The 362-nt window shown below is 46.1% G+C and carries 1 protein-coding gene; it reads left to right on the plus strand.

Features of this window, described 5'->3' with window-relative positions:
* The first annotated feature begins 198 nt into the window (after positions 1 to 198).
* A complete protein-coding gene (locus CWB75_RS19245; RefSeq protein WP_249362349.1) occupies positions 199 to 339 on the plus strand; it encodes a hypothetical protein in 141 nt (46 codons plus the stop codon).
* Positions 340 to 362 lie beyond the last annotated feature (23 nt).

A 362-nucleotide genomic window follows, 5' to 3' on the forward strand; every position in this document is an offset into this window, starting at 1 on the left:
CCCCCAGCAGCGGACTGCTTTTTGCTAGACGCACCACCCCCGGTTGTGCTTATTTCTGCAGGTGTTGGCCAAACCCAAATGATGGTTATGCTGCAAACGCTATTGACCGACAATACTAATCAAGCGATAAGTTACTAACACGCGGGTGAAAATAGCTTCGAGTTTTGATTTAAAGACTACCTTTCGCAGCAATCGGCTATGCATCCACTAATAAAAACCTTAACCTGGTTTAAGCAAGGTGCTGGGGGAGGTGATTACACAGGTCGTATGGAGTTATCTTTGCTTGAGGCATCACTGCCTATTAGCGCAGGGGCATTTTATTTGTGTGGCGCTGCTTGATGTATGTCTTATGTAAAAGGCCA

The sequence above is a fragment of the Pseudoalteromonas sp. S1608 genome, from assembly GCF_005887265.1.
GTDB lineage: Bacteria > Pseudomonadota > Gammaproteobacteria > Enterobacterales > Alteromonadaceae > Pseudoalteromonas > Pseudoalteromonas undina.

What these genes read in the sequence shown, in the direction of transcription:
- CWB75_RS19245 (WP_249362349.1), top strand. Translation starts at nt 199, where the DNA reads ATGCATCCACTAATAAAAACCTTAACCTGGTTTAAGCAAGGTGCTGGG.